This window comes from Vibrio sp. SCSIO 43140, from assembly GCF_023716585.1.
Lineage (GTDB): Bacteria > Pseudomonadota > Gammaproteobacteria > Enterobacterales > Vibrionaceae > Vibrio > Vibrio maritimus_B.
Genome location: NZ_CP071850.1, coordinates 187,352 through 212,526 on the forward strand (window position 1 = coordinate 187,352; position 25,175 = coordinate 212,526).

Sequence of the window (25,175 nt, forward strand, 5' to 3'; positions counted from 1 at the left end):
CTAGAAGGTGAAATTTAGCGAGGGTTTGCTAATTTATTGATAATCACGTGGATATTCCGTTGGTTTTCTGTAAAGTTTAAAGGAGTCGGTAAACGATGTGAGTCGACCGTTGTCTTAGGGACTCATGCTTATTCAGAGTCAGTCGATGAATGGATGTATTAAAATGAAAACTACAGCAACTAAGTTGGCGTTAATTCTTGCCACAATGACAAGCGGGTGGGCTATGGCTGCACCAGATCTCTCTACTACACAGGCGCCAGTTTTATCTATTGAAGATAAAATCGTCCTCGGGCGCGTTGAAAGTGTTTACTACCAAGATATTGAAGCGCTAAAAGGCATTCCATTTGTCGGTAAAATCGACACGGGTGCAGATACCACATCGATGCACGCTGAAAACATCAAAGTCATCAGTAATAACCCTAAATACCAAGGGCTAAGTGGTGAAAAGCTGATGCAGACTATCGTGGATGAGTACGGTGGCTCAGCGAGTGACTGGTGGCTTGAAGAGTTTGATAACGATGAGCGTAACTTCCAAGGTGTTGTGACGTTCACGCTTAGACACCCTTACACCGGTGAGAAGATTGAAATGGAGCGCCCTTTAACGCGCACAAGTGTGATTCGTAGCCGCACGAGCTCAACTCCTATCTATCGTCCGGTTATCACCCTGCCAATGACCATCGCTGGCAAAACCGTCGAAACTGAGGTCAATCTGACTGACCGTAGCGGATTCAGTGCGCCAATTCTGATTGGTAAAACCTTCTTGGCCAACAACGCTTGGGTAATGGCGGGTTATGACTACTTACAAGAGCAAAAAGACGCGCAAGTGATTGGTCGCCGCGAGTCTGGCTCTATTGATGATGTGCCAGTTGACGTCAGTATCTCGCTGAAAAATAACTACAGTATCCTCAATGCGCAGAATATTGAGATAGACAAGAAAGCCAACACAGTCAGCTTCGATCTCGTCGGCAAAGAAGCGGCGCAAAAGCGTGTGACCTATCCACTGGTGAAGATGTTGTCAGTCTCGGGCAATGAATATCCGATGATCTTTGTACCATTCAAGGGTGGCGAAGATTTTGAGGGTACGATTCAGGTCTATTTGAAAGATCGCTCTAAGCAGAGTACGCAGCTGCGTTTGGGCTTGAATACCCTCAACAAGAATTTTGTGGTTGATACCGGCGCTAAAGGCAAACTTGAGAAGAAAAAGCAAAGCTTCGCTCAACGTATGAAAGATAAGCCGCTGGTGGTCTCTCCAACTGAGAGTTTGATTCTAGATGGTTACCAGCTTAATGCGGAGCCGTCGTTTGCGGTCAGTACACCACTACTCAAAGTCAGCAGCTTTGAGATCATTGAAGCTAAAGGGCGAGACAAAGTGGAGTATTACCTGTCGAGTGACCTGGGTAATGAAGAAAAGATCCGTAAAACTATTCTACGTCGTATCAAGGTAGGCGATACGGTAAGACCTGTGGTTGATGGTGAGTTTATCGTCGGCGATCGCGATGTGACCGTCGAGTTTGCTTTGGAGGCGCTCGACAGTGATGAGGGTGACGAGCCATATTTCATCATTGGTAAAAAAGCGACCAAAGGTGGCGTTTTAGTCAATTCACGCAGTGAAAACCTGCTTGATGCCTACCCGGTGTTTACTGCGGGTCACATCGAGAACGCCACTGTTGAGGGGTTAACCTTTCCAGTTAAACTTGATACCGGTGCGGATGTCAGCTCAATGAACGCGACGAATATTAAGCAATTCGAAAAAGACGGCAAGAAGATGGTTACCTTTACCTACACCAACGATATGGACATGAAGCAAGAGTTTACCCGTGAGGTGGTCGATGTCATGCGCATCCGCGCGAAAGCGGGTGAGAAAGCGAATGTTCGCCCTGTGGTGAATATGCGTGTGAAGCTAGGTGATGTTGAGAAAACCATTCGTGTCAATCTGCAAGACCGCTCTCGCTTTCACTACAGCATGATCTTAGGTAAGAATTTCCTTAAGTATGGCGTCGTAGTAAGCAGTGATGAGAACTTTTTGCTCGGCAATGAGATTGGTAGTCACTAACTCTCACTGATGAAAAAAGTGTCACTGATAAAAAAATGGCTGCGAAGTTCGCAGCCATTTTTGTTTGAGCATTATTTGATTAAGCGGGTTTAAGACTCTTTTTTGTCTTTCGTGTCTTGCTCTTGTTTTGCTTCTTCAGACTCGTCCGAGGCGATTGTTGACTCTGGCTTCTCTACTGGTGCTTCTTCGTCATCATCGTCAGAGTTATCTACGATGCTGTGCTTTTCTTTCCAGTTTTCCCAGCGCTGATAAGCCAACTCTTGCATGTCGGTGGTTTTGTCCGCCTCATCGACAATCTCTTGCCCTAATAAGTGCTCGAAGATGTCTTCCAGAGTGATGATGCCTTGAATGGTACCGTACTCGTCGACAATCATGGCAATCTGAAGACGTGCCGCCATCATCTGTTCAAACGCTTTCGGCAACATGATGGTGTTAAACAACACCTGGATTGGGCGCATCACCGATCCTAGTTGCTTCTCACCGCTGCCTTGCTGTTGAAGCTTAAACAGCTCTAAGCGGTGTACAAAGCCGAGAATGTTGTCTTTCTGCTGGCTATACACCAATGGGCGTGAGAACGGCGTATCTTTGTGCTCAGTCAAAAACTCATTGATGGTCATCTCAGCGGGTACGCGGAAAACTACCGGACGAGGCGTCATTACCTGAGTAACTGGAATGTCTTGAATGTTGAGGATGTTATTCAAGATGTTCGACTCACCCTCAGCAAACTCACCACTCTCTTTTGCTAGCATGGCCATCGCTGATAGCTCATCACGCATCTTCGGCGTTTCATGACCACGCGCTAGGCGTTTAGTGATTTGCTCCGAGAACCATACGAATGGCGTCAATGCCCATACCATCCAACGCAGCACAGTTGCTGACACTGGCGCTAATTGGCGCCAGTAGGTCGCACCAATGGTTTTAGGGACAATTTCTGACAACACCAAGATACCCAAGGTAAGCACGGCAGAGAACACACCTAGCCATTGGCTACCGAAAACCTTCGCTGCTTGAGCACCAGCACTCGCTGCACCAATAGTATGGGCGATGGTGTTTAGGGTCAGGATTGACGCCAGCGGACGATCAAGCTCTGCTTTTAGCTTGGACAGTTTTTCTGCCGCAGGGTGGCCCTGTTGTCTTAGCTGAGCAAGATAGCTTGGAGTAATACTCAGCAGTACCGCCTCCAATACCGAACAGATAAACGACACACCAATGGCGACAGCGATATAAACCGATAAGAGAAACATTCATTTCCTAGTAAGTGCACACATCAACCTAACTTTGCTGCAAATGAGCCTGTGCATTGTTGGTGAGTGCTTAAAAACAGTAGCGACAGACCGATTTATCAGGCTTATCGGTTGAGTCGCAGAGCATTTATGGGACTTTATGCAATAATTTACAAGGTTTCAAACTCAATCTTTGGGTAACAAATTGTGAGTTAATGCTCATAAAACGGTTAAATCTACGTCATAAGCGACAAAGAACGGCTACAAACCTTTGCCAGATGGGGGCTTTATGATTTAGAGTGGGCTTTAACTCGATAACATGAAGAAGGGAAACCTAATGAACAAGACCCAATTAATCGACTTTATCGCTGAAAAAGCTGACCTATCAAAAGCACAAGCTAAAGCAGCGCTAGAAGCGACGCTTTCAGGCGTATCTGAAGCGCTAACTGAAGGTGACCAAGTTCAACTAATTGGTTTTGGTACGTTCAAAGTAAACCACCGTGCAGCTCGTACTGGTCGTAACCCAAAGACTGGTGATGAGATCCAAATCGCTGCAGCGAACGTTCCAGCATTCGTAGCTGGTAAAGCGCTAAAAGACGCAGTTAAATAATTTCTACAGCACCGACGCCCTGCGTCGGTGCTGTTCTCTCTACTCCCTACCTGTGATGGATTGTTAAGCGTGTTGAGCGCCAGCGCGATTACCCATCTGTCTCCTCACTAAAGAGCTACAATTGACTGAACGCGATTCGCTATTTACTGTCTTACTTCTGTAGGAGAGTCATTTTCCATATCTTGCGTTCACACGAGGTGTCTAACAAATTATGAAAAAAACACTGTTGGTTTCACTTCTCGCGGCCACCTTGATTGGCTGTTCCTCAACGCCATCGCCTAGTCTCAATCAATTCTCGAACTATACGGGCGGGCAAACCCTTGGTGATGCGACGAGTTTCTATTGGTACACCGAAAAGCTGACGCGTCCATACAGTGCTGCTGATTACGTCAATATGAACGACTATGGTTGGTATCAATCCAACTATCGCTGGGAAGGCGATACATTGCGTGAGTTCGTGCGCGAAGGGGTGCAGAACGAGATAGAGACAGGTGAGGTGACGTACCGCATTCATGTGCGTTTCAATAAAGATGGCGAAGCTATCTATCAGCAGTATCGCCGCAACGGTAAGGTTTTACCGGTCAAGAAAGCTCAGCTTGAGAACTATCAAAGAGAAGCCTCACTGCTCGTTGAGCGTGTGAAAGAGCAAGACAGTGATGGTCTAGAGCTCGTTCAAGGGCATTGGGACGGTGAAACTCTAGAAACCTGCAATGGCATCGAGTTTAGCGATATCAAGTTTGAGGAGAGCTTACCGAATTTTGTGGTCAAGCGCTTAGCTGAGGTTGAAAGCTATGTGGCTTTTCTGGGAAGTACACGACTAACAGGCGCTAGAGTCGAGCAACTGCTGATGCTCGCCGAGGGCTCAAAAGACTGTATTCCGAAGCCAGAGTTAACCTAACGAGTGTTGAACAAAAAAAGGGTGCCAAGCGGCACCCTTTTCAATATGAACTAGGCTCGGTTACTTTTGCTCGCGAGCAATTGCACGGTAACCGATGTCGTTGCGGTGGAACATGCCGTCCCAGCTGATCTTCTTAGTCAGCTCATACGCGCGCGCTTGAGCTTCAGATACGGTGTTGCCCAGTGCAGTCGCACAGAGTACACGACCACCGTTAGTCACAACATTGCCGTCTTTGTCAGCCGTACCAGCGTGGAATACCTTCTCGCCTTCCACTTCTGTAGTCGGTAGACCAGAGATAACGTCACCCTTGTTGTAAGACGCTGGGTAACCGCCAGCCGCTAGAACGATACCGATAGACGCACGTGGGTCCCACTTAGACTCAACTTGGTCTAGCTTCCTGTCGATCGCAGCTTGGCAAAGCTCAACCATGTCTGATTGCATACGCATCATGATAGGTTGTGTTTCTGGGTCACCGAAACGGCAGTTGTATTCGATAACTTTAGGCGTGCCGTCTTTGTCGATCATCAGACCTGCATATAGGAAACCTGTGTATGGGTTACCTTCAGAAGCCATGCCGCGAACCGTTGGATAGATAACTTCTTCCATGATGCGGTTATGGATTTCTTGCGTCACGACTGGAGCAGGAGAGTAAGCGCCCATGCCGCCAGTGTTAGGACCTGTGTCCTTATCACCAACACGTTTATGGTCTTGGCTGGTTGCCATTGGCAATACGTTTTCGCCATCAACCATCACGATGAAGCTTGCTTCTTCGCCGTCTAGGAACTCTTCGATAACTACACGGCTGCCCGCGTCGCCAAATGCGTTGCCAGCCAGCATGTCTTTGATTGCGTCTTCTGCTTCTTCTAGCGTCATCGCAACGATCACACCTTTACCAGCCGCAAGACCGTCAGCCTTAACCACGATCGGAGCGCCTTGCTCGCGAACGTAAGCCAGTGCTGGCTCGATTTCAGTGAAGTTCGCGTAAGCGCCAGTCGGGATAGCGTGACGAGCTAGGAAGTCTTTGGTGAATGCTTTTGAGCCTTCTAGCTGAGCGGCAGCTTGAGTCGGACCAAAGATAGCTAGACCGGCTTCTTGGAATGCATCAACCACACCAATCACAAGCGGTGCTTCAGGGCCCACAATCGTTAGCTCGATGTTCTTCTCTTTTGCAAACGCAACCAGACCTTGAATGTCTTCAACGTCAATCGCAACGTTTTCTAGCTTAGGCTCAAGCGCAGAACCTGCGTTACCAGGTGCGACGAAAACCGTTTCAACATTTGGATTCTGAGCCACTTTCCAACCCAGAGCGTGCTCACGACCACCAGCACCAATAATTAGAACGTTCATAATATATCCTTTGATTTTGCTCCTCCCCTTAATAAGGGGAGGCTGGGAGGGGTAAATCGCGATCTCGCAAACAGACCCCCTCTAACTCCCCCTTATTAAGGGGGAGAACCAAAAACGAATTAGTGACGGAAGTGGCGCATGCCTGTAAAGATCATCGCCATGCCATGCTCGTCAGCCGCAGCGATAACTTCGTCATCGCGCATAGAGCCGCCTGGTTGGATAACGCACTTGATGCCAGCTTCTGCTGCAGCGTCAATGCCATCGCGGAACGGGAAGAACGCATCAGATGCCATTACACAGCCTTCAACCTGTAGACCTTCGTCAGCAGCCTTGATGCCAGCAATTTTCGCTGAGTACACGCGGCTCATTTGACCAGCGCCCACACCGATAGTCATGTCGCCTTTCGAGTAAACGATCGCGTTTGATTTCACATACTTAGCCACTTTCCAGCAGAATAGTGCGTCTTTCAGCTCTTCTTCTGTAGGCTGACGCTTAGAAACCACTTTAAGGTCATCTAGCGATACCATACCTTGGTCACGGTCTTGAACCAGAAGGCCACCGTTAACGCGCTTAACGTCAAAACCAGTCGTCTTAGTTGTCCACTCGCCACACTCTAGTAGGCGAACGTTTTTCTTAGCCGCAACCACTTCTACTGCTTCCGCAGAAACAGAAGGTGCGATAATCACTTCAACGAACTGACGCTCAACAATCGCTTTCGCTGTTTCTGCATCTAGCTCTTGGTTGAATGCGATGATGCCGCCAAACGCTGACGTTGGGTCAGTTTTGTAAGCGCGGTCATACGCTTCAAGGATGTCTTTACCTAGTGCAACACCACATGGATTGGCGTGCTTAACGATAACGCAAGCAGGTTCGGCAAACTCTTTCACACACTCAAGTGCTGCATCAGTGTCAGCGATGTTGTTGTAAGACAGAGCTTTACCCTGGATCTGGCGAGCAGTCGATACTGACGCTTCTTCTGGGTTCGCTTCTACGTAGAATGCCGCGTCTTGGTGGCTGTTCTCACCGTAGCGCATGTCTTGTTTCTTCACGAACTGCTGGTTAAACGTGCGTGGGAATTTAGACTCCTCGTCACCTTCTTTGTTCTCACCGTAAGATGGAACCATAGTGCCGAAGTAATTTGCGATCATGCCGTCGTAAGATGCAGTGTGTTCAAACGCTGCAATAGCTAGGTCGAAACGCGTCTCTAGTGTAAGAGATTTGTCGTTTGCGTCCATTTCAGCAATAACGCGGTCGTAGTCGTGTGCGTTTACAACGATAGTCACGTCTTTGTGGTTTTTCGCTGCAGAGCGAACCATAGTTGGACCACCGATATCGATGTTTTCTACTGCGTCTTCTAGTGTGCAGCCTTCTTTTGCTACCGTTGCAGCAAATGGGTATAGGTTAACCACAACCATATCGATTGGGTTGATGCCGTGAGTTGCCATCACTTCGTCGTCTTGACCGCGACGACCTAGCACACCACCGTGTACTTTCGGATGTAGCGTCTTAACACGACCATCCATCATCTCTGGGAAGCCAGTGTAGTCAGATACTTCAGTTACCGCGATACCTTGCTCAGCAAGTAGGCGAGCAGTACCACCAGTAGAAAGGATATCAACACCGCGTTGTGCTAGTGCTTGTGCGAATTCAACGATACCAGTTTTGTCAGATACGCTGATTAAAGCGCGGCGAATTGGACGAGCGTTACTCATGCTTCTGTTTCCTCAAAGTCACAGATTGTGTTGCTGTGTACAGGGCAAACGATTGGTTTGGCCTGCGGATTTAAAGATAGTTGCCAAACAGGACGAGGTCTTTCATGATTGAGGCGACCCAGTCGTCTGTTGGGTAAATACCCTTGGAATTTTTCCACCGGGGTGGCGATGGCGCGTATTCTAACCAATCTATTACAAAAAAGCTCGCGCAATCGTTTGGCATAGGCAAAAAAAGTGCAAAAAAGCCTATTAAAGAACACTTTTGTAACAAAGAGGTTAATTTAAACGGTTATGTTTCAAATAGGTGAGTTAGCAAAACGCTGCAAAGTCACTGCGGATACGTTGCGTTTTTACGAGAAAAACCAACTTATTGAGCCAGCAGGGCGCAGCGAATCGGGGTATCGTCTCTACAATGAGCAGAGTCAGCAACAGGTGAGCTTTATCCTCAAGGCGAAATCCTTAGGGCTGAGCTTAGATGAGATTAAAGAGCTGCTTGGCATCAAGCTTGAAGCCACTGAGCATAGCTGTGCGGAGGTTAAGTCTATCACTAGCGCTAAGCTGGCAACGATTGATGACAAAATTGCCGAGCTGACACGGATTCGCGAAGCGCTGAAAAAAATCAATGATGCCTGCTGCGGGCATGAACACGATGCGAGCCACTGCTCGATACTAGCAGCCTTGGAGTCCAGCAAAGACTAAGAGGAGCCTGAGCGACTCCTCTCAATTTTATTCCCGCTGTTTAAGATACTTTGAATGCGCCAATGCCTTGGCTAAGCGTGTGACCATTTTCCATCAACTGCTCGCTGGCTTTCGCCAGATTCTGAGCTTCTTTCGCTGATTGACTGCCGTGGTCGGCAATTTGCGTCACGTTCTGACTGATCTCATCGGTCGCCTGAGTCTGCTGAGCGCTTGCCTCTGCGATTTGCTCATTGAGTGACACAATCTCATTGACCTGGGCATCAATCTCATCCAATGCGAGTTTGGCATTCGCTACCTCAGATAAGGTTTCAACTGATTGCTGCTGAGTGTGAATCATCGATTGGCTGACTTCCGCTGCTTGGCTTTGAAGCTTCTGAATGATCTGTTCAATTTCATCGGTGCTACTTTGAGTGCGGGTGGCTAAGGTTCTGACCTCGTCTGCTACCACAGCAAATCCACGTCCTTGTTCACCGGCGCGAGCGGCTTCGATTGCGGCGTTCAGCGCAAGTAGATTGGTTTGCTCTGCCACTCCACGAATAACCTCTAGCACTGAGCTGACTTCTTGCGTGTCGTTGGCGAGGATCTGAATGCTGCTATCCGTGGTGGTTAGTAGCTCAGATAGCGATTGCATGTGCTGCGTCGCGAGTTCAATCACGCGACTGCCTTGCTGGCCTTGTTCACTCGCCATCTTAGCGGCACTCGCAGCTTGCTGCGCTGAATGAGCGATCTCTTGGTTACTGGCGTGCAACTGGTTCATGGCCGAGGCGACAGTATCGACGGCTTGTTGCTGCTGCTCAGACTGGGCAGCGCCATTTTGGGCGACTTGATTCAATGACACGGCGGCTTGAGTGATGTTCTCGGTGACTGGCTTAATCTCTTTAATCGTGTTCTCTAGCTTATGAGTAAAGCGGTTAAACGCGGATGCGATTTGGCTGAGCTCGTCGGTCCCTGTTTCTGGAAGGGTTCTGGAGAGATCGCCATCACCGTTGGCAATGTCGTTCAATGCGTCGCGTGTGTCACGGCAAGGTTGAACGATGCTGCGACCAATCAGGTAAGCAAGCACAAGCATCACAGCGAGTGCTGCGACCACACTCATCAGTACTTTCTTGGTGGCTTGCCAGGTCAATGCCTCGACGTCATCGACATAGACACCTGAGCCGATAACCCAGCCCCATGGCTTAAACAGCTTAATATAAGACACTTTCTCTACCGGCGCGTCTGAGCCTGGCTTAGGCCACATGTAGTTCACAAGCCCTGACTGTTGCTGTTTCGCGAGATTCACCATATCAACAAACAGTCTTTTGCCATTTGGATCGGCAACTTGGCTGAGATCTTGCCCATTGAGCGCGGGTTTCATGGGGTGCATAACCATCGCAGGCTTTAGATCGTTGATCCAAAAATAGTCGTTAGCATCATAGCGAAGGCTTTGAACCGCCTTTGAAGCTTCAGACTGAGCTTGCTCTAGCGTCAGTTGGCCAGAGCTATATTGTTGGTGGTAGTGCTCCACGAGGGTGTAGGCAGTTTGAACCAGATGTTGGGTCTTACTTTGCTTGTTTTCCATCAGCGAGTTCTGATAATCCAACAGTGCCAACACCAGTGGCACAAACAGGGCAGCAGAAACCAGTGCGATAAGCACAAACAAGCGGTGTTGAATAGAGGTATTGCGCAGCAACGGGGTAGTCATCTTAAGAACTCCTTTTCTTAAAAGGGCAGATATTACCTAGCGTTTATTAAAGGTTTTATATTGTTGTTATAACAATACCTTACGCCATGCTGATCACGGACTCTATTCCACTATCGTCTAATTTTACGTCAGATCACAAAGTTGCTAGGCGCAATATGAAGTCAGTTGGGTGGTGGAAAGTGGTTGAATGCTGGGACAGAGAATAAGAAAAGGGCCTGAAGCGTACTTCAGGCCCTTTAATGTCAAATACGTTCGCTAAAGGCGAATTAGTTCATGCCGTATTTCTTAAGCTTCTTACGAAGAGTACCGCGGTTGATACCCATCATAGTTGCTGCGCGAGTTTGGTTACCGCGAGTGTACTGCATGATGGTGTCTAGTAGCGGCTGTTCAACTTCCGCTAGAACTAGTTCATACAATTCAGTGACGTCTTGACCATTTAATTGAGCAAGGTAGTTCTTTAGAGACGCTTTTACAGAGTCACGTAGTGGCTTCTGAGTGATTTGGTCTGAAGATGTTACTGTAGTAACTGTCAATGGTTCTGAAGTCAAATTTTGTTCGAACATAATCGGTTTAGCTCTTCTCGTAATTATGATGCAACGTTGTCAAAATAACCTTGCAATGCGTCGAGCTGTTCATTAGCAGCATCAATCGCGTTGAAGGTACGGCGGAACTCACCCGCCTGCTCATGTTCTTTTAGGTACCAGCCAACATGCTTACGCGCGATGCGTGGACCTAAGAACTCACCATAAAATTGGTGGAGCGCTTGAACATGACCAAGCAAGATACCCTGCACGTCCGAAGTCGGGCGCTCAGGCATCAGTGTGCCGTTTTCCAAATAGTGTTGGATTTCCTCGAAAATCCATGGCCGTCCTTGGGCCGGACGTCCAATCATCAAAGCGTCTGCACCGGTGTAATCCAGTACATATTTCGCTTTCTCTGGGCTATCGATATCACCGTTAGCGATAACCGGTATAGAGACAGCTTCTTTTACCGCTTTGATGCTGTCGTATTCTGCCTCGCCTTTGTACATGCAGGTACGCGTTCGACCATGAAGGGCGAGCGCCTGTATGCCGCAGTCTTCGGCTAGTTTTGCAATTTGGACACAGTTTTTATTGTCTGTATCCCAACCTGTACGGGTTTTTAATGTCACAGGGACATCGACGGCATTGACTACAGTACGCAGGATATCTTCGATGATATCTGGGTACTTAAGCAGTGCTGAACCCGCCAGCTTTTTATTCACTTTCTTAGCAGGGCAGCCCATGTTGATGTCGATGATTTGCGCACCGTTTTCAACACTGAACTGTGCCGCTTCCGCCATAAGCGTTGGATCGGCTCCTGCAATTTGCACCGAACGAATACCGGATTCGCCCTCGTGCACCATGCGCTGCTGTGACTTGGCTGTTTTCCACAGTTTTGGGTTAGACGACATCATTTCACTGACGGCCATACCCGCACCGTAACGAAGGCACAACTCACGGAACGGCCTATCAGTAACACCCGCCATAGGTGCGACAATCAGGTTGTTCTTAAGTTGGTATTGTCCGATTTTCAAAACAGCGCCACAGGTTTACACAAGCAAGGGCGCGCATTTTACGCATTTTTTCGGTGCGTGAAAAGACTAATATTTGAGCATTTACAATTTGTTTCTGCAAATTGTCGCATTTTCAGGCGCTTAGTCTTAAAACTATTCTTTTTAGAGCAAAAATCGCGGTATTTTAGCCCCCTAAAACACCGCGATTTAAACGAGAATGGTTATTTTTTGCCCGAGATACGACACCACTCGTTGAGCTCAACGATAGGGTCAATGCTCATCTCATCGCGATAGTAGTTGGCGACATCTTCAGCTTGAGTATCCAAAACGCCAGACATAGCGAGCTCACCACCTGGTTTTACTAGACCTTTAATGATGCCGGAAAGGTCACGTAAAGGACCGGCAAGGATGTTCGCCACCACGACGTCGGCAATCAGACCTTCTGGTTGGTCTTGAGGTAGGAAAAGCTCTAGTTGATCGGCAACGCCATTGCGCTGTGCGTTGTCTTTCGACGCAATCAGTGCTTGAGGATCAATGTCGATCCCGATCACTTTCGCTGCGCCAAGTTTGATTGCGGCAATCGCTAGGATCCCTGAACCACAACCAAAGTCGATAACTGTCTTGCCAGCGAGATCTAATGACTCTAGCCACTCAAGACACAGTGCCGTGGTTGGGTGTGTTCCGGTACCGAATGCAAGACCAGGATCAAGCATCACATTCACCGCATCGGGCTCTGGAACATCACGCCAGCTAGGGCAGATCCATAGGCGCTCACCAAATTTCATTGGGTGGAAGTTTTCCATCCACTCACGTTCCCAGTCCTTGTCTTCTAGCTGCTCGACCTTGTGGGCAAAGCCTTCCGGTAGCATATTGCTGCCTTTGATTGTCTCAACCACCCACTGAGTGTCTGCTTCGGCGTCGTATAGCGCAACGATATCAGTATCGCCCCACAAACGCGTCTCACCAGGCAATGGTTCAAATACAGGCGTATCATGCGCATCGAGGAAAGTGACAGACAATGCGCCCGTTTCTTCCATCAGCATATCGCCGATTTGCTCTGCATTTTCATTGGTCGCGTTGAGTTTAATTTGAATCCAAGGCATAAGTTGGGTCCTAGCAAGATGAATTTTGCGCAGAGTGTAGCAGATTCACTGACGCTCGGCATAAAAAAACCCGCCGTGGCGGGTTTTTATCAATAGAGAAGTGACTAGCTCATGCCAAGCTTCTTCTCTAGGTAATGAATGTTGGCACCGCCGTGTTGGAAGTTTTCATCATTCATGATTGATTCTTGTAGAGGAATGTTGGTCTTGATGCCTTCAATGAACATCTCGCCCAGTGCATTCTTCATGCGAGCAATCGCTACATCGCGGTTCTCACCGAACGTGATCAGCTTACCGATCATTGAATCGTAATGAGGTGGTACTGTGTAACCCGTGTAGATGTGCGATTCCCAACGAACGCCCATACCGCCCGGCGCGTGGAAGCGTTCGATGGTACCTGGACATGGAAGGAAGCGCTCAGGGTCTTCCGCGTTGATACGACATTCAATCGCATGGCCACGCAGCTTGATGTCATCCTGAGTGAATGACAGTGGTTGACCTGCTGCAACGCGAAGCTGCTCTTTGATTAGGTCAACGCCAGTCACCATCTCTGTTACTGGATGCTCTACCTGAATACGCGTGTTCATTTCGATGAAGTAGAACTCACCGTTTTCGTATAGGAACTCAAACGTACCTGCGCCGCGGTAACCTATTTCGATACATGCACGTGTACAGCGTTCACCGATGTACTTACGCATCTCTTCAGTGATGCCTGGTGCTGGTGCTTCTTCAACGACCTTTTGGTGACGACGCTGCATTGAACAGTCACGTTCGCCAAGGTGGATAGCGCCGCCTTGACCGTCTGCGATAACCTGAACTTCAACGTGACGAGGGTTTTCTAGGAATTTCTCCATGTAAACGATGTCGTTGTTGAAGGCAGCTTTTGCTTCTGCACGTGTCATGGCAATGGATTCAACCAACTCAGCTTCACTGCGAACCACACGCATACCGCGACCGCCACCGCCACCAGAGGCTTTGATGATCACTGGGTAGCCAATGCGCTTCGCGTGCGCCTTGTTTTTCGCTTCGTCATCGTCCAGTGGACCATCAGAGCCAGGTACACATGGTACGCCCGCTTTTTTCATTGCTGTGATAGCTGATACTTTATCACCCATCATGCGAATCGTGTCTGCTTTAGGACCGATGAAGATGAATCCAGAGCGTTCAACTTGCTCTGCAAAATCGGCATTCTCGGACAAGAAACCGTAACCCGGGTGGATCGCCACAGCGCCTGTTACTTCAGCGGCTGAAATGATACGTGGGATATTTAGGTAGCTGTCGATACCACGTGCTGGACCAATACAAATGGCTTCATCAGCAAGTAGTACGTGCTTTAGGTCGCGGTCCGCTGTTGAGTGAACAGCCACCGTCTTGATACCTAGCTCTTTACAAGCGCGCAAAATACGAAGTGCAATCTCACCTCGGTTTGCGATAACGACTTTATCTAACATAGTCAAAGCCCCGCTTATTCGATGATAACTAGCGGTTGATCGAATTCTACAGCTTGACCATCTTCTACTAGGATTGCAGTGATAACGCCTGACTTGTCTGCTTCAATCTGGTTCATCATCTTCATTGCTTCAACGATACAGATAGTATCGCCAGCGCTAACAGATTGACCAACTTCAACAAATGGTTTTGCATCTGGGCTTGGCGCACGGTAGAAGCTACCAACCATTGGAGAAAGAACCTGGTGACCAGCTGGTGCTGCAGGTGCTGCTTCTTCAGCTGCAACTGGTGCCGCGGCTGGAGCTGCTGCCGGCGCTGCTAGTGGAGCAGGTGCTGCTGCGTAATGAACAGGTGCTGGTGCAGCTGCTGGGCCGTTGCGGCTGATGCGTACTGACTCTTCACCTTCTGAGATCTCTAGCTCAGCGATGCCAGACTCTTCAACCAGTTCAATTAGCTTTTTGATTTTACGAATATCCATGTTTCTTTCTCTTTGTCTTGTGAGTAAGACGGCTTTACATTAAGCCGTAGAGTATTTGGTTATTTTGCTTTTAGCGCCTTAATGGCGGCTGAAAGCGCAAATTCATAGCCTTGTGAACCCAATCCGCAAATCACACCTTGTGCCACATCGGACAGATAAGAGTGATGACGGAATGGTTCTCGGGCATGAACGTTTGATAAGTGCACTTCGATAAACGGAATTGAGACCCCTAGTAATGCATCACGCAGTGCAACACTGGTATGGGTGAACGCCGCAGGGTTAATGATAATAAAATCGGTATTCCCAAATGCTGCGTGTATCGCCTCAATGAGCTCATATTCACGGTTAGATTGAAGGTGGGACAACTCGATATCTGCCTGAGCAGCCTGCTTTTCTAGGTTATCAACAATTTGTGAGAGTGTTTCACTGCCGTAATGTCCCGGCTCTCTTACTCCTAACAGATTAAGATTTGGGCCATTTAAAACTAGAATTCGAGACTTTGCTGTCATATTGTCGCCATCTTCGGTTAACGTGAAATAAACGGGGTTTATCCCAAGTTTACATAAAAATAGGAGCGGCTGAGAAGCTCGCCGAGCTCATATTTTTAAAAATTGACCAAGATTATAGCTAATTCACAACATTTAGCAGCAATTTACTGGTCTAATCTCCTGTGCTCTGTCAGAAAAATTGCAACACAGAGCACATTTTGACAGCCAGCTGAAAAAAGCTGAAACAAAAAAGCCGCCCCAGAAGGGGCGGCTTGTTATCAGATTGTCACAGAGATGCACTAAACCAGCTCGGCTTTCTCTGCAATCAACTTATCGACGACGCTCGGATCGGCAAGCGTTGACGTATCACCTAAATTACTGGTGTCGCCGGTGGCGATCTTACGTAGAATTCGACGCATGATTTTACCAGAGCGAGTCTTAGGTAGTGAGTCCGTCCAGTGCAGGACATCTGGCGTGGCGATTGGACCGATCTCTTTACGAACCCAATCTTTCACCTCTTTATGCAGCTCAGCTGATGGGAATTCGCCATCATTTAGCGTGATGTAGGCGTAGATAGCCTGACCTTTAATGTCGTGTGGAATACCAACGATTGCGGCTTCAGCAATTTTATCGAAAGCAACCAACGCCGATTCAATCTCTGCGGTACCCATGCGGTGGCCGGAGACGTTAAGTACGTCATCAACACGGCCTGTAATCCAGTAGTAACCATCTTCATCACGGCGAGCACCGTCACCCGTAAAGTACATGCCTTTAAAGGTCGAGAAGTAGGTTTGCTCAAAGCGGTCGTGGTCTCCATACACGGTACGCATTTGGCCCGGCCAAGAGTCCAGAATGACTAAGTTGCCTTCGGTCGCGCCATCGACAATATTCCCCATGTTGTCGACTAGCGCAGGTTGCACGCCGAAGAATGGGCGAGTTGCCGAACCTGGTTTGAGCTCTGTGGCTCCCGGTAGTGGAGTAATCAAGATACCGCCTGTTTCTGTCTGCCACCAGGTGTCGACGATAGGTGATTGCTCGTTACCGATAGTTTTGTAATACCATTCCCAAGCTTCTGGGTTAATTGGTTCGCCAACTGAGCCCATGATGCGTAGGCTGTCGCGAGTGGTGCCCTTGACCGCTTCATCGCCCTTCGCCATTAGTGCACGAATCGCAGTCGGTGCAGTATAGAGGATGTTGACTTGGTGCTTGTCGACAACTTCACTCATACGGCTGGTATCTGGGTAGTTAGGTACGCCTTCAAACAAAATAGTTTTGGCACCATTGGCGAGTGGACCATAGATTAGGTAGGTGTGACCGGTAATCCAGCCTACATCAGCGGTACACCAGAAGGTTTCGCCTGGCTGATAGTCGAAGACATATTTAAAGGTCATGGTTGCGTAAACGAGGTATCCACCCGTGGTGTGCAGAACGCCTTTTGGTTTACCTGTTGAGCCAGAAGTATAGAGGATGAATAGCGGGTCTTCTGCGCTCATTTCTTCTGGTGGGCATACCTCAGAGGCATTTTCGGTTGCTTCATGCCACCACACATCACGATGCTCATGCCAAGCCACATCACCACCCGTGCGCTTAAGTACCATAACCTTGGAAATGGTTTTCACTTCTGGGTTCGTCAGTGCCTCATCAACGTTCTTTTTCAAAGGTACTGCGCGGCCACCACGTACACCTTCATCTGCAGTAATCACCACTTTTGCGTCTGAATCGATAATACGACCTGACAGTGCTTCAGGAGAGAAGCCACCGAAGACAACGGTATGGACAGCACCGATACGTGTACAAGCGAGCATTGCGACTGCCGCTTCTGGAACCATCGGCATGTATAGACAGACCACATCACCCTTGTTGACGCCTTGTGCTTTTAGTGCGTTAGAGAACTTACACACTTCTTTGTACAGTTCATTGAAGGTGAGGGTTTTATCGTCAGCAGGATCGTCGCCTTCCCAAATGATTGCGACGTCATCACCACGCTCTGCGAGATGGCGGTCAATACAGTTTGCTGAGACGTTCAGTGTACCATCTTCAAACCAGCGAATGTCGACATGGCCAGTGTCAAAAGAGGTGTGTTTGACTTTGGTGAATGGCTTTATCCAATCAACGATTTTGCCGTGCTCTCCCCAGAATCCTTCAGGGTCCGAGACGGACTGTTGATACATAGATAGATAAGTGTCGTTATCCGCATGTGTGTTGGTTTTAATGTTTTCTTTTACCGGATAAACATGAACTTCACTCATTGCTTCTCTCCTTTGAATTGAGCTTAGCGGGCTAGGGCTGAACTAGATCGTGTATTAACTCTCGGCTAGTTCGAGGCAATGAGCAATTAGACTTTAGGCGTACTGGTGAAAAGTTGAGCTAAATTAGTGGGTTAACGAAGGTTGGTAATTAGATGTGGGTCGCAGTTCAGGTGAAATTAGCTCTGAGGTCGAAACGGTGGCAGTGAACCGCGAGTCAGCTTTAGGTAAACCATCGCTGCCGCTTTGGCATCTTCGAGCGCATCGTGCTTGTGGTAATTAGGTATTTGTAAATGGCGACAGATGGCTTCAAGACTAAGATCAAAATAGCCATTGGGCAGCATCTTAAGCAGCTGGTCGTTATAGATTTGGCTCACTTCAATCAAGGCATTAGGTAGGGGAAAGCCGAGGTGCTTTTTGCAGGCACGGTCGAGGATCTTTTTGTCATAACGAATGTGGTAGCCCACCAGTGGCCGGTTACCGATGAATTTTATCAGCGCTTGAATGGCTTGCTTTTCACTGATGCCATGCTTGAGGTCGTCGTGTCTGATATGGTGGATCTTGATAGAGTCTTCATCCAAAGACTTTGGCGCAGAGAGTCTGACCTCAAACGGAGCGCTGGTGATAATGCGGTTATCAATAATCTTTGTGGCGGCAATGGTCACAATGTCCGCCACATTCGGATCGAGGCTGGTGGTTTCACAATCGAGTGAAACAAACTCATTTGGCACTGGGCGAGTGAAGAGGCTTTGGTAATCACTCCCTTTGGTTTGATAGCGCCAGTAGGCTTTGGTCAGAATATTCATAGCAAGATCACTATCAATGACGAATCTGGTAGTGGTAGCCAAGCCACTGCTTAAACTTTTTCACCACGTGCAGCCCATGACGTAACAGGTCGCGTTCAGGCCGTTCAAGCGCGTCTAATTGAATGGCATTACTAATATCGTGATGCGACAGCTGTTGTTGTAATCTGAGCTTGAAAAAATGCTTCAGTGCCTCCGCTAGGTTCTCTGCGGTTTCTTGCTCTAATACTCGTTTAGTCACCAATTGGTCGATGCGATCAAAGGTGTTAGTGGCATCGATGGCGTATTCCATGCTTAGCGCTCGAACACCATGAACAATAGGGAAGATCCCCCCTTGTTTTAGATCTACCCCTTGCTTGGAGCTTTTTACATTACCAAACAGGGTCAGGGGTACCGCAAAGTTCAGCGCTGGGCGAGTGAACTCGGTCAATATGAGCTCTTGTCCTTCCATTTGTTGCTGCAAGTGCTGTTTTACAGGTGCAAGTAGTTCGAGGTTCCCTGCAACAGCCCGAGCATCGGCAAGGATGGCGATTTCCATGACACTTTCACTGTTTGCACTGGCGACAAGCTTTTCGATATGTTGCTGCCATTCAGTTGTTGTTCGGACCCAGTGAGGGTTGCTGACCATGACGTTGCCGGGGCAAAGTGGGTAGCCGAGCCGGGCAAGAGTATGGTTGAGTTCATCAAGGACACGTTGCTGATTCGGCCACTCTAATCCTTGCTCTAATATCAGCGCATTATCTTGGTCGGTTTTCAGGATCTGCTCGCCTCGACCTTCAGACCCCATCACGATTAAACAGCAGTGATTATGCATGGCTGGCGGGACAACAAGCTCAAAGGCGCGCTCGATGATCTGTTCATTCACTGCGGAAACCAGTTCCATCATGAAGCGAGTTCGGATGCCGTTGGTCACGAGACTGTCGACCAATTGCTGCTGGCGATTGGAGGCTAGGGCGAGCTCATCAATGCTATTTGCCCGCGCGATGCTAAGAGATAGCACATGAGAGTGGGTAGAAAACGCGCTCAATATCTGGGTCATGTCCAGCATCCCAACTGCTTCTTTTCCCTCGCAGACCATTAGACGTTTTACTCTTTGACGCGTCATGGTGACCATGGCGTTAAAGAGGAATTCATGCTTTTCGACTTGGTGAACCGGGTAAGTGGCGATGTCGCCAATAGCGGTATTGGCAGCGAGCTGTTCGAGTACCACGGCATGCAGCATATTGGTTCGAGTGACAATACCATAACGGGATGTGTGCGCGGCAAGTCTCGGGTCGTTCTCATCGAGCTCAATCAAAGCAGCGTCGACACCCTGATTTAATAAGGCTTGAGTGACCTCCGTAATGGGCATGCTTGCTGGCAGGATTAAGGGTGGATGGTAGATCTCTTCATCGACTTTAGTCAGAATAAATTCACCAAGATTTTGCTGCTTCTGCGCTTCTTCGATAAGTTGTTGGCGTGTTGCCAAGCTGGTATCAAAGTAGGCCGCAAACTGCCCATTGCTGTGGTAAAGGGTGACAAAGACATCTTTGGGGAGCAGATACACTAGGGTGTCTTCGAGCGCCACATAGTCATGTTTTACTGCGCCACTCAGAAGCGCACGTACATCAAACATGTCATCGTAGGTGTAGTGGGCGTAGACCTCTTTGCGCTCAGTATCGCGCTCTTCAACTGAGCCCTTGATGATGATGTAGAGCTGGTCAGCTTCGGCTCCCGCTTTAACAATGGTGTCTTTATCTCGATAGTAAGCCACATCTAAAGCGGAGCGGAGCTGATTTTGTTGAGGCTCACTGAGTCGGTCGAAAGGGGGGGACGACATATTAAATTTATCAGGCATACCAGTAAGCTCCATTTTCCCACATCATGGCAATAGTCTGGCAAATTCGTGGCTAAGCTCCAGACGACTTTAGTCGTAGAGCAACCGAGATTCGGGTGCCAAGCAAATAAGGGAAAATTCGTTCACTCATTAATTCCCTTTTTATGAGCGCAGACTCGTAGCATAATGGCGCCGTTTCCTCTGTTCTGTCCGTTCTGCTGTAGTTAGGTTAATTTGCATGATAACGCCAACCCCTTTTGCTTGGGTCTCCCAGTACTTATTTGGTTTCTTCTTTTCTTACGGTGTCTATTTACCGTTTTGGGCGCTTTGGTTTGAAGACCAGGGGGTGTCGGCAGCGGATGTGGGCCTTTTGATGGGGTTAGGCTTTGCTACGCGCTGCGTTGCCAACCTGATCATCACGCCTAGGATCCACAAAGCAGAGAGCCTACTGCCTGCGCTTCGTTGGGCGACGTTAGCCTGTACAATTTTCCTTGCTGCGCACCTAGCTGCGGGTCCGAGTTTTGCCATGCTGGCATTGGTGACTGTGCTGTTTAACCTCAGCTTTGGTCCTGTTGTTCCCCTATCGGACGCCGCCGCGAACCACTATGCGAACCGCAATATGCTTGATTACGGTCGCACTAGGCTATGGGGCTCGGTCGCCTTTATTGCGGGCTCGTCAGCCGTTGGCTACTTAGCGTCTCAGTTTGGTGCCAATATGATCGTCTATACGGCAATCGCTGGCTTCGTGATTTCTATGCTCCTGGTGATGAGAAACCCAGCCACTATGCCGGTTTCGCAGAGCGAAGAAGATACCGTGAGACCTAAGTTGAGTGCGCTGCTAAAAGATACCGAAGTGATTCGCTTTCTGGCATTGATAGCCCTTATCCAAGGTAGCCATGCTGCGTACTACAGCTTTAGTTCTATCTATTGGAAAGAGGCGGGGCATCCAGAGAGTTTAATCGGTTATCTTTGGAGTCTTGGTGTCGTATCAGAAGTCATGCTGTTTGCCTTTAGTAAGAAGTGGTTTGCTGGCTGGTCACTGCGCACCTTGTTTGTCATTTCTTCTGTGGGCGTCATGGTTCGTTGGGGGCTGACGGCATCGACAACCGCGGTTGCAGCGCTGGTTGTGATTCAATTACTGCATGGCGTGACCTTTGCTATCGCTCATATTGCCGCGATCCAATATATCCAGAAGTCTGAGTCGAACAAGATGGTGGCGCTGCAAGCGCTCTACAATGCGATTCCGTTGGGGGCGTTTATTGCGCTGATGATGGCAGTCAGCGGCTGGGGCTACGAGAATTGGGGAGCCAACGTATTCTGGGGTATGGCTGTCATGGGGCTACTGGCGCTGTTTATCAAAGTTGAGCCGAGTCGAAAAGGCGCGCAAGATATCACGGAAAAACCTCAGCCTGAGCCACAGAATTGATTGGCGACATTTGAGAAAAATGCTGATAACCCTTTAAATAATAGTTAACAAATTTAAAGGGATATCACATATGCAAGGATGGATCGTCGTCCCCGTGTCACTGGCCTATTTGGGCATACTATTTTTAATAGCATGGTACGGCGATAGGCAGAAAAAATGGCTCTCCAACTGGCGACCTTGGGTCTACAGCCTTTCGATTGCTGTTTACTGTACATCCTGGACTTTCTACGGAACGGTCGGACAAGCGAGCGCAAACCCTTGGGCATTCTTGCCCATCTACTTAGCCCCAATCATCGTCTTTACATTAGGCTGGCGCGTCATTGCCCGCCTTATTCTTATCGCCAAGCGCGAGCACATTACCTCCATCGCTGACTTTATAGCCGCGCGATACGGCAAGTCTCAAGGGCTCGCCGTCGTTGTGACCTTGATTGCCGTGGCTGGGATCTTGCCTTACATCGCCTTGCAGCTGCGCGGCATTACCATGGGGCTCGAGGTTGTCGCCCCTGATCTTGCCAGCGAGCTTGGGTATCAAGATAAACACATCTCATGGTTTGTCGTTGGTGCTTTGGCAATCTTTACCATGCTGTTTGGCACTCGACACATCGATAATACCGAGCATCACCGCGGTATGATGATGGCGGTCGCGTTTGAGTCCATCGTCAAGCTGGTGGCCTTCTTGGTCGTCGGTGTGTTTATACTTTACCTCGCGTGGGACCGACCAGATATTCATCTGGCTGAGCTGGCGTCAAGCACCTACCAATCCCCCAATGTTCCAACCTTGTTGATACACACAGGACTCACCATGATGGCGATCGTCTGCCTGCCAAGGCAGTTCCATACCATGGTGGTTGAAAATGAACGTGCTCAAGATTTGCATACAGCTCGATGGTTGTTCCCAGTTTACTTGGTGCTGATGGGGCTATTTGTGCTTCCTATTGCTTGGGTCGGGCAAGGGCTGTTAATGGGGACATCGCCAGATACGTTTGTTATCAGTATCCCTAAGTTTGCCGAGGCTAATAACATTGCTTTGCTGGCATTTTTAGGTGGCACGTCGGCTGCGAGCGGTATGGTAATTGTATCTACGATCGCGCTGGCCATTATGATGTCGAATGATCTTGTGATGCCACTGCTTTTGCGTCGTATTAAGCTAGCACATCGCTCGCACCGCCATCTTTCGGGCTTGTTATTGGTTATCCGTAGAGCCTTGATCTGTTTGCTGTTGTTTGGTGCTTGGCTATTTTATCAGGCGCTCGATACGATCCACTCACTCTCAGCAATTGGCTTCTTGTCATTTTCGGCAATTACCCAGTTTGCACCCGCTCTGATAGGCGGAATGTACTGGCGTCTTGGCAACCGTAAAGGGGTTTATGTCGGACTGTTTGTTGGTTTTGCCATTTGGCTTATCACACTGATGAGTGAAACCGGCCTTTTGGCTGGTGATGCGAGCAGTAACCTTTTGATATGGATGATTACGCCACCAGATCTTCTTTCTTCCTGGGGCATTGCTAGCTCGGATTGGGGAATGTTGATGAGTGTGGTGTTAAACGCCATCTGCTTTGTCGTCATCTCTCTTGCGACGCGTTCGAGTCTTACTGAGCGTTTACAGTCAGCCTCTTTTGTCGGTACACCTCTTCCTGAAAGTGAGAACCTGAGTCTCTACCAAAGTCGAGTCACAGTAGCGGAACTTGAGATGTTGGCCTCGCGATTTGTCGGGCGAACGCGGGTTCGCAGTGCATTTCGTCAGTACTGGAAACAGCAAGAAAGCCAGCCCCTGCCGAACCAACAAGCGACCGCAGAGCTGATTCGACATACCGAGCGTGTGTTGGCCGGGGTTTTTGGTGCATCGTCGGCGAAACTGGTTCTTACCTCCGCGCTGCAAGGGCGTAACATGCAGCTCGAGGAAGTCGCGACGATAGTTGATGAAGCATCCGAGCTGTACCACTTTAGCCGAGGGTTATTGCAAGGCGCCATCGAGCACATAGGGCAGGGTATCGCGGTTGTCGATAAGCAACTGCGTTTGGTCGCATGGAATAGGAGATATCTAGAGCTGTTTACCTTTCCTCCGGGGCTGATTCAAGTTGGTAGGCCCATTGCGGATGTGATTCGTCACAATGCTGAGCAAGGGCTATGCGGCCCGGGCGATCCTAATGAGCATGTACGCAAGCGTATCTATTATCTCGAACAAGGCTCACCACATACCTCGTCGCGAGTGAGATCGGATGGCAGTGTCATTGAGGTGCAAGGCAACCCCATGCCAGGTGGAGGGTTTGTGATGAGCTTTACCGATATTACGGTGTTCAGAGAAGCCGAATCTGCGCTACGAGATGCGAATGAACGTCTAGAAGAACGAGTCATTGAGCGAACCCATGAGCTTGAACAGCTTAACCAGCGCTTAGTCTTGGCTACCCGAAAGTCAGAATCTGAATCTCAGTCTAAAATGCGTTTTTTGGCTGCGGTGAGTCACGACCTCATGCAGCCACTCAATGCAGCGCGACTGTTCGCATCCTCCCTTTCTGAGGAGAGTAAGGATGATGAAACCCGTAAACTCTCCGGTCATATTGAGAGTGCATTGGGCGCGGCAGAAGAGTTGATCGGCGATTTGCTCGATATATCGAGACTGGAGTCTGGCAAGCTACAGACCAACGTACGTGGCTTTCAGCTATCAGAAGTATTCAACAACTTAAAAGCCGAGTTCAGTGCCATATCAAAAGGGCAGAGTATTGATTTTTCAGTCGTTTCAAGCTCACTTATCGTCAAGTCTGACCCCAAGTTGCTGCGTCGCGTGCTACAGAACTTTCTCACTAACGCGTTTCGCTACAACCCAGAAGGCAAGGTGCTTCTCGGGGCGAGAAGGATCAATGGTCGAGTACGAATTGATGTTTGGGATGATGGGATCGGGATTCCAGAAGATAAGCAGAAAGAGATTTTCAATGAGTTTACCCGTGTAGACCAAGCTCGAGCGGATAGGGGGCTAGGGTTGGGGCTCGCCATTTCTCGAGGTATTGCGAGAGTGCTCAACCATCAAATCTCTATGCGCTCGTGGCCCGATCGCGGCAGCGTGTTCTCCATAACGCTTGATTTGGCGAGCGAGATAGCGCCTGTTGCAGAAAAAGTCGCAGCATCGAGTGATGCTGGACTTAAGCATCTTAAAGTACTTTGCGTTGATAATGAGCCTGATATTTTGGTTGGAATGGAGACCTTGTTAGAGCGTTGGGGGTGTGACGTACGCACAGCATTGGATCTAGTGGGCAGTCTTAAACATCTGGATCAAGGCTGGGAGCCTGACGTCATCTTATCTGACTATCGACTCGACAATGGGCGAACGGGATTAGAAGTACTGCAGCAATTTCGTTTACGCGTGGGTGACTCGTTTAAAGGCGTCATCATTAGTGCCGATAGAACAGAGTCCATGCTTGAGGGCATTAAATCCAATGGTTTTGCCTTTATAGCTAAACCCGTTAAACCACTTAAACTGCGTTCAATACTCAATCAATCCTAGCGATCAATAAGGCATGGAAAAGCATTTGTCATTTCGATGTTAGTGTTCTTTCCATGTCTTTACTCAATATCACCTGACCTTTACCTCGCTTGACAGACCCTTTACGTCGT

The 25,175-nt window shown here is 48.8% G+C and carries 19 protein-coding genes; 6 read left to right on the plus strand and 13 right to left on the minus strand.

Annotation, left to right across the window (positions count from 1 at the left end):
• The first annotated feature begins 163 nt into the window (after nucleotides 1-163).
• Nucleotides 164-2,053: an ATP-dependent zinc protease family protein gene (locus J4N45_RS00910; protein WP_252013087.1), complete on the plus strand. Its 1,890-nt coding sequence runs from the start codon at nucleotides 164-166 to the stop codon at nucleotides 2,051-2,053.
• A gap of 89 nt (nucleotides 2,054-2,142) precedes the next feature.
• Here the strand turns inward: J4N45_RS00910 and J4N45_RS00915 are convergent, their stop codons facing one another.
• Nucleotides 2,143-3,297, minus strand: coding sequence for a CNNM domain-containing protein (locus J4N45_RS00915; protein WP_234494719.1), 1,155 nt, complete (start codon nucleotides 3,295-3,297; stop codon nucleotides 2,143-2,145).
• Nucleotides 3,298-3,613: 316 nt separating this feature from the next.
• Between J4N45_RS00915 and hupA the strand changes: the two genes are divergently transcribed.
• Complete coding sequence (hupA, locus tag J4N45_RS00920) at nucleotides 3,614-3,886, plus strand: nucleoid-associated protein HU-alpha (protein ID WP_042478600.1); 273 nt, start codon at nucleotides 3,614-3,616, stop codon at nucleotides 3,884-3,886.
• Nucleotides 3,887-4,097: 211 nt separating this feature from the next.
• Entirely contained in the window at nucleotides 4,098-4,784 is a 687-nt protein-coding gene (locus tag J4N45_RS00925) for a DUF1481 domain-containing protein (protein ID WP_252013089.1), read from the plus strand.
• Between the two features lie 60 nt (nucleotides 4,785-4,844).
• Here the strand turns inward: J4N45_RS00925 and purD are convergent, their stop codons facing one another.
• Both purD and purH read right to left on the minus strand, forming a co-directional pair.
• Complete coding sequence (gene purD / locus J4N45_RS00930) at nucleotides 4,845-6,131, minus strand: phosphoribosylamine--glycine ligase (protein WP_252013091.1); 1,287 nt, start codon at nucleotides 6,129-6,131, stop codon at nucleotides 4,845-4,847.
• Nucleotides 6,132-6,250: 119 nt separating this feature from the next.
• The gene (gene purH / locus J4N45_RS00935) at nucleotides 6,251-7,843 is read right to left on the minus strand and encodes a bifunctional phosphoribosylaminoimidazolecarboxamide formyltransferase/IMP cyclohydrolase (protein ID WP_252013093.1); all 1,593 of its coding nucleotides are present in this window, start codon (nucleotides 7,841-7,843) and stop codon (nucleotides 6,251-6,253) included.
• Nucleotides 7,844-8,134: 291 nt separating this feature from the next.
• On the opposite strand from purH, the gene zntR reads away from it, so the two are divergent.
• Entirely contained in the window at nucleotides 8,135-8,542 is a 408-nt protein-coding gene (zntR, locus tag J4N45_RS00940; protein ID WP_252013096.1) for a Zn(2+)-responsive transcriptional regulator, read from the plus strand.
• Nucleotides 8,543-8,582: 40 nt separating this feature from the next.
• On the opposite strand, the gene J4N45_RS00945 is transcribed toward zntR, so the two are convergent.
• From J4N45_RS00945 to J4N45_RS00990, 10 genes are all read right to left on the minus strand, one after another.
• Nucleotides 8,583-10,226, minus strand: coding sequence for a methyl-accepting chemotaxis protein (locus tag J4N45_RS00945; protein WP_252013098.1), 1,644 nt, complete (start codon nucleotides 10,224-10,226; stop codon nucleotides 8,583-8,585).
• A 266-nt stretch (nucleotides 10,227-10,492) separates the two neighbouring features.
• Nucleotides 10,493-10,789 carry a DNA-binding transcriptional regulator Fis gene (gene fis / locus J4N45_RS00950; RefSeq protein ID WP_042478607.1) on the minus strand — a complete coding sequence of 99 codons (297 nt, stop codon included), beginning with the start codon at nucleotides 10,787-10,789 and terminating at the stop codon, nucleotides 10,493-10,495.
• A gap of 23 nt (nucleotides 10,790-10,812) precedes the next feature.
• The gene (gene dusB, locus J4N45_RS00955) at nucleotides 10,813-11,781 is read right to left on the minus strand and encodes a tRNA dihydrouridine synthase DusB (RefSeq protein WP_252013100.1); all 969 of its coding nucleotides are present in this window, start codon (nucleotides 11,779-11,781) and stop codon (nucleotides 10,813-10,815) included.
• Between the two features lie 200 nt (nucleotides 11,782-11,981).
• On the minus strand, nucleotides 11,982-12,863 hold the full coding sequence (gene prmA / locus J4N45_RS00960) for a 50S ribosomal protein L11 methyltransferase (RefSeq protein WP_234494710.1): 882 nt from the start codon (nucleotides 12,861-12,863) through the stop codon (nucleotides 11,982-11,984).
• 104 nt (nucleotides 12,864-12,967) lie between these two features.
• Nucleotides 12,968-14,311 (minus strand): acetyl-CoA carboxylase biotin carboxylase subunit, encoded by a 1,344-nt coding sequence (gene accC, locus J4N45_RS00965; RefSeq protein WP_234494709.1) that lies wholly within the window; start codon nucleotides 14,309-14,311, stop codon nucleotides 12,968-12,970.
• Nucleotides 14,312-14,325: 14 nt separating this feature from the next.
• Nucleotides 14,326-14,787 (minus strand): acetyl-CoA carboxylase biotin carboxyl carrier protein, encoded by a 462-nt coding sequence (gene accB, locus J4N45_RS00970; RefSeq protein WP_252013102.1) that lies wholly within the window; start codon nucleotides 14,785-14,787, stop codon nucleotides 14,326-14,328.
• Nucleotides 14,788-14,846: 59 nt separating this feature from the next.
• Nucleotides 14,847-15,296: a type II 3-dehydroquinate dehydratase gene (aroQ, locus tag J4N45_RS00975; protein WP_042478614.1), complete on the minus strand. Its 450-nt coding sequence runs from the start codon at nucleotides 15,294-15,296 to the stop codon at nucleotides 14,847-14,849.
• Nucleotides 15,297-15,574: 278 nt separating this feature from the next.
• A complete protein-coding gene (acs, locus tag J4N45_RS00980) occupies nucleotides 15,575-17,524 on the minus strand; it encodes an acetate--CoA ligase (protein ID WP_252013105.1) in 1,950 nt (649 codons plus the stop codon).
• 176 nt (nucleotides 17,525-17,700) lie between these two features.
• Complete coding sequence (locus tag J4N45_RS00985; RefSeq protein ID WP_042478645.1) at nucleotides 17,701-18,327, minus strand: 3'-5' exonuclease; 627 nt, start codon at nucleotides 18,325-18,327, stop codon at nucleotides 17,701-17,703.
• A gap of 13 nt (nucleotides 18,328-18,340) precedes the next feature.
• The gene (locus J4N45_RS00990) at nucleotides 18,341-20,161 is read right to left on the minus strand and encodes a DUF294 nucleotidyltransferase-like domain-containing protein (RefSeq protein ID WP_252013107.1); all 1,821 of its coding nucleotides are present in this window, start codon (nucleotides 20,159-20,161) and stop codon (nucleotides 18,341-18,343) included.
• A 217-nt stretch (nucleotides 20,162-20,378) separates the two neighbouring features.
• Here J4N45_RS00990 and J4N45_RS00995 point away from each other — a divergent pair, with 217 nt between their 5' ends.
• Together J4N45_RS00995 and J4N45_RS01000 are read left to right on the plus strand one after the other, a co-directional pair.
• On the plus strand, nucleotides 20,379-21,566 hold the full coding sequence (locus J4N45_RS00995; protein WP_252013109.1) for a 3-phenylpropionate MFS transporter: 1,188 nt from the start codon (nucleotides 20,379-20,381) through the stop codon (nucleotides 21,564-21,566).
• Nucleotides 21,567-21,636: 70 nt separating this feature from the next.
• Nucleotides 21,637-25,065 (plus strand): hybrid sensor histidine kinase/response regulator, encoded by a 3,429-nt coding sequence (locus J4N45_RS01000; RefSeq protein WP_252013111.1) that lies wholly within the window; start codon nucleotides 21,637-21,639, stop codon nucleotides 25,063-25,065.
• Nucleotides 25,066-25,175: the final 110 nt, after the last annotated feature.

What these genes read in the sequence shown, in the direction of transcription:
- prmA (WP_234494710.1), bottom strand. Translation starts at nt 12,863, where the DNA reads ATGCCTTGGATTCAAATTAAACTCAACGCGACCAATGAAAATGCAGAG.
- zntR (WP_252013096.1), top strand. Translation starts at nt 8,135, where the DNA reads ATGTTTCAAATAGGTGAGTTAGCAAAACGCTGCAAAGTCACTGCGGAT.
- J4N45_RS00995 (WP_252013109.1), top strand. Translation starts at nt 20,379, where the DNA reads ATGATAACGCCAACCCCTTTTGCTTGGGTCTCCCAGTACTTATTTGGT.
- aroQ (WP_042478614.1), bottom strand. Translation starts at nt 15,296, where the DNA reads ATGACAGCAAAGTCTCGAATTCTAGTTTTAAATGGCCCAAATCTTAAT.
- J4N45_RS00985 (WP_042478645.1), bottom strand. Translation starts at nt 18,327, where the DNA reads ATGAATATTCTGACCAAAGCCTACTGGCGCTATCAAACCAAAGGGAGT.
- hupA (WP_042478600.1), top strand. Translation starts at nt 3,614, where the DNA reads ATGAACAAGACCCAATTAATCGACTTTATCGCTGAAAAAGCTGACCTA.
- J4N45_RS00945 (WP_252013098.1), bottom strand. Translation starts at nt 10,226, where the DNA reads ATGACTACCCCGTTGCTGCGCAATACCTCTATTCAACACCGCTTGTTT.
- J4N45_RS00910 (WP_252013087.1), top strand. Translation starts at nt 164, where the DNA reads ATGAAAACTACAGCAACTAAGTTGGCGTTAATTCTTGCCACAATGACA.
- J4N45_RS01000 (WP_252013111.1), top strand. Translation starts at nt 21,637, where the DNA reads ATGCAAGGATGGATCGTCGTCCCCGTGTCACTGGCCTATTTGGGCATA.
- J4N45_RS00925 (WP_252013089.1), top strand. Translation starts at nt 4,098, where the DNA reads ATGAAAAAAACACTGTTGGTTTCACTTCTCGCGGCCACCTTGATTGGC.
- J4N45_RS00915 (WP_234494719.1), bottom strand. Translation starts at nt 3,297, where the DNA reads ATGTTTCTCTTATCGGTTTATATCGCTGTCGCCATTGGTGTGTCGTTT.
- J4N45_RS00990 (WP_252013107.1), bottom strand. Translation starts at nt 20,161, where the DNA reads ATGCCTGATAAATTTAATATGTCGTCCCCCCCTTTCGACCGACTCAGT.
- accB (WP_252013102.1), bottom strand. Translation starts at nt 14,787, where the DNA reads ATGGATATTCGTAAAATCAAAAAGCTAATTGAACTGGTTGAAGAGTCT.
- purH (WP_252013093.1), bottom strand. Translation starts at nt 7,843, where the DNA reads ATGAGTAACGCTCGTCCAATTCGCCGCGCTTTAATCAGCGTATCTGAC.
- fis (WP_042478607.1), bottom strand. Translation starts at nt 10,789, where the DNA reads ATGTTCGAACAAAATTTGACTTCAGAACCATTGACAGTTACTACAGTA.
- purD (WP_252013091.1), bottom strand. Translation starts at nt 6,131, where the DNA reads ATGAACGTTCTAATTATTGGTGCTGGTGGTCGTGAGCACGCTCTGGGT.
- acs (WP_252013105.1), bottom strand. Translation starts at nt 17,524, where the DNA reads ATGAGTGAAGTTCATGTTTATCCGGTAAAAGAAAACATTAAAACCAAC.
- accC (WP_234494709.1), bottom strand. Translation starts at nt 14,311, where the DNA reads ATGTTAGATAAAGTCGTTATCGCAAACCGAGGTGAGATTGCACTTCGT.